Origin of the sequence: Hyalangium sp. (assembly GCF_035629615.1) — a bacterium.
In the GTDB taxonomy this organism is placed as follows: Bacteria; Myxococcota; Myxococcia; order Myxococcales; family Myxococcaceae; genus Hyalangium.
The window spans coordinates 1-2,814 of the sequence record NZ_DASPHO010000064.1 but is presented as its reverse complement, the minus strand read 5'-3'; the positions used below and the strand labels follow the sequence as shown (position 1 = coordinate 2,814).

General features: G+C 67.7%; 3 protein-coding genes. 2 read left to right on the top strand and 1 reads right to left on the bottom strand.

Translation table 11 applies throughout. The features are described from left to right. The first annotated feature begins 426 nt into the window (after positions 1 to 426). Together VD972_RS02885 and VD972_RS02880 are read left to right on the top strand one after the other, a co-directional pair. Positions 427 to 720, top strand: a complete 294-nt coding sequence (locus tag VD972_RS02885) for a hypothetical protein (protein WP_324980372.1) — start codon at positions 427 to 429, stop codon at positions 718 to 720. Positions 721 to 832: 112 nt separating this feature from the next. Continuing rightward, positions 833 to 2,557, top strand: a complete 1,725-nt coding sequence (locus VD972_RS02880) for a PAS domain-containing sensor histidine kinase (RefSeq protein WP_324980369.1) — start codon at positions 833 to 835, stop codon at positions 2,555 to 2,557. Positions 2,558 to 2,599: 42 nt separating this feature from the next. Here the strand turns inward: VD972_RS02880 and VD972_RS02875 are convergent. Continuing rightward, positions 2,600 to 2,814: acyl-CoA dehydrogenase family protein (locus VD972_RS02875; protein WP_324980366.1), on the bottom strand; the 215-nt coding region annotated here is incomplete at its 5' end.

The window sequence follows — 2,814 nt, the reverse complement described above, 5'->3', positions numbered from 1 at the left end:
CCACCAGCTGATGCACGCGGTGAAGTGGGTGAGCGAGCCGGGTTCGCTTCCCATGGTCACCCTGCGCTGCCAGCAGCGCGTGCTGGAGCACCTGCGCAAGTCTCCCGCGTTCGAGGCAGGTCAGTCGCTGTCCCTCGAGCTGCAGTCCTGAACGGAGCGGCCCCGCAACGGGCTTCGCGGGCTCCGCTCTTCTTTCTTGAACGGCCGGACCCGGTTTTCGGTCTCTCCCTCAAAACTCCAGTCGAGACGCGGGCTTACGCCTCAAGTCTTGAACTTTACTGGCTTTCCTGGACCTGCTGATCCTGCGGGTTTTGGTACCCCGTGGCGTCAGGACGCAACCATTCGGCGGGCGAATACAAGCCTGGGAAGGTGCATCCACGACGCGCCTTGCTACTTTCGCATCGGCCAACCGGAGGGGTGCTCGGAATGTGGATTGAGGCGATCGTCATGCCGCGGGAAGAGGACACGCCGTACCGCCCTTTGCCTCAGCGTGATCGCCGAGCCCTCCACCTGGCCGGCTGTACCGAGAGCCTGCAGTTCCACGACGCGGTGCTGAATTATCTTCAGTCGCAGAAGCTGATGAACGAGGTGAAGTGGGTGAGCCAGCCGGGTTCGCTCCCCATGGTCACGCTGCGCTGCCAGGAGCGGGTGCTGGAGCGGCTGAGGCAGGCACCAGAGTTCGAGGCCGGCCGCTCGCTCTCGATGGAGCTGCCCTCCTGAAGAAGCGCCGGGCGGGGCGGCGCGGCTGAAGCGGCTCTATCGCCTCAGCTCAAGGCCCTCATTAGACTGCGGGTGCCTCAGGCCCTGAGGAGAAGACCTGAGGTCCCTCTCCATGTCCCGTGCCTCCACAAAACCGGAGTCGGTCACCCGCGAGGAGACTGAGAGCGCTCAGACGCCAAGGCGCGCCCTCGAGGCGAACCTCACGCACTTGATGCTCGCGCTGGAGACCCTGGATGAGAGCATCTGGGTCTGGAACGTTCCCACCGACGAGATCCTCGTGACGCAGCGCTGGCTGAGCACGATCGGCTACGCCGAGGGTGAGTTCGCGAACACCTTCGCGGCGTTCTTGCATCTGGCCCATCCCGAGGAGCGGCCCGGGCTCACGCAAGAGCTGCAGGCCCACCTGGAGGGCCGCACCCCACGCTTCGAGCGGGAGCTCCGCCTGCGGCGCAAGGATGGCGCGTGGATCTGGATACTCACCCGGGCCCGGGTGGTCGCGAGGGATGCCGAGGGCCGCCCGCTGCGCATGGTGGGCACCAACATCGAGATCACCGCCAGCAAGCACAACGAAGAGCGCCTGAGCGCCCTGCTCAGCGCCCTGCCGGACCTCATCTTCCGGCAGAGCCGGGATGGCACGTACCTGGACTTCATCGTCAACCGGCCCGAGGAGCTGATGGTCGCGCCCGAGGCGCTCATCGGCACCAACATCCGCCAGCTGCCGATGCCGCAGCCCCTCATCGACACGATCTTCCATCACCTGGAGCGGGCCGTCCGCGACGGCACCCTGGAGGTCTTCGAGTACGAGCTGCCCATGGGCGGCAGGACCCAGCACTACGAGTCGCGCATCATCCGCAGCGGTCCGGACGAGGCCGTGTGCATCATCCGCAACATCACCGAGCGCAAGCTGGCGGAGCAGCGCCTGCACCAGCAGGAGGAGGAGCTGCGGCGCCACCGCGATCACCTGGAGGAGCTGGTGCAGAGCCGCACCGAGAAGCTGCGCCAGGCCACACGCGCGCTGGAGGAGCGCCAGGTCCAGCTCATCCAGGCCGAGAAGCTGGCCTCCATCGGGCAGATGGCGGCAGGCGTCGCGCACGAGGTCAGCAGCCCGGTGGGCTATGTGCTGAGCAACCTGGCCACGCTGACCCAGTACCTCTCCGCGATCACGCCGCTGCTGGAGCTCCAGCGCGAGCTTGCGGCGGCCCAGGGCTCCGGGACTCCGGAGGCGCGGGAGGCCCTGCTCGCGCGGCTCCAGGAGCAGTGGAAGAAGGAGGATGTGTCCTCCATCCTCGTGGATCTGCCGGAGCTGCTCGAGGAGTCCCTGGAGGGCGCGCGGCGCATCAAGGAGATCGTCCAGAGCCTGCGCATGTTCGCCCGTGAGGACTCCGGTGAGCCCCAGCTCGCGGATCTCAACACGGAGCTGGAGTCCACGCTGCGGATGGTCTGGAACGAGCTCAAGTACAAGTGCACGGTGGAGCGCGATCTCGGACCGCTCCCGCTCATCTCCTGCCACCCGAACCAGCTCGCCCAGGTCTTCACCAACCTGCTCGTCAACGCGGCCCAGGCCATCGAGAAGCAGGGGGTGATCCGCATCCTCACGCGGCACGCGGGTGACGAGGTGGTGGTGCGCATCTCGGACACAGGCAAGGGCATGGAGCCGGAGACGCTCTCCCGGCTCTTCACGCCCTTCTTCACCACCAAGCCCCGAGGCCAGGGCACGGGGCTGGGCCTGTCCGTGAGCCAGAGCATCATCGCCCGCCACCACGGCCGCATCGAGGTGGAGAGCACGCCCGGGCAGGGCACCACCTTCACCCTCCACCTGCCCGTCACGGAGCTCTGAGGCGCCCGGCCCGCCCAAGGGTCCTCGGACAGCGCGGCAAGCTCAGGCCGGCGGAGGCCCCATGAGCCCAAGCAGGGCCTTGCCCAGGAAGTCGCGGATGACGGGGGCGGACCAGGCCATCACCGGCCCGCTCATGGCGTCGCGGACGTACCGCTCGATGGGGCGGCTCCGCAGGTAGCCCGAGCCTCCGGCCAGCTCCAGGGCCGCCGTGGAGATGGACACGGCCGCCTCGTTGGCCACGACCTTGGCCTGCATCT

What these genes read in the sequence shown, in the direction of transcription:
- VD972_RS02885 (WP_324980372.1), top strand. Translation starts at nt 427, where the DNA reads ATGTGGATTGAGGCGATCGTCATGCCGCGGGAAGAGGACACGCCGTAC.
- VD972_RS02880 (WP_324980369.1), top strand. Translation starts at nt 833, where the DNA reads ATGTCCCGTGCCTCCACAAAACCGGAGTCGGTCACCCGCGAGGAGACT.